A 460-nucleotide genomic window follows, 5' to 3' on the forward strand; every position below is an offset into this window, starting at 1 on the left:
TCCTCGGGTCCATGTAGCGCGCACGAAGCTGGTACAGCTCCGTCGTCCGGTCGAAGCGTTCCCCGGCGTACCGGTAGTCGTTCTCCGTCACGCCCGTGCGCGACGTCGTCTCGCCCCATGCGTCGTACGTCCACGTGTCCGTCACCTGCGCCGACTCGTTCGCCAGCATCCGCACCGAGCTGTGGCCGTCGAACAGGTACCAGTACTTCGCTCCGCCCCGCTCCATCGCGACGAGATCGTCGCCGCCGCGGGTGTAGAAGGCCAGGAGCGCCCCCGTGCCGTCCGTCTCCGCCACCACGTGCGATATCCAGTTGTTCGTGTCCACCAGATACCGGACCGTGCTGCCCTCGCGCGACTTGCGGATCCGGTTGCCCCTCCAGTCGTAGCCGTACTCCTCCACCGCGACGTTCGCGCCCTCCTGCACCGTCGCACGCACCAGGCGGTTGAACGCGTCGTACGC

1 protein-coding gene is annotated in these 460 nt (G+C 67.8%); it reads right to left on the reverse strand.

Annotated elements, in window-relative coordinates; all coding sequences use genetic code 11:
- The coding region (locus tag EII26_RS13235) for a hypothetical protein (RefSeq protein ID WP_199735233.1) at window positions 1-460 on the reverse strand (460 nt) is incomplete at both ends.

The organism is Fretibacterium sp. OH1220_COT-178, from assembly GCF_003860125.1.
Classification (GTDB): domain Bacteria; phylum Synergistota; class Synergistia; order Synergistales; family Aminobacteriaceae; genus CAJPSE01.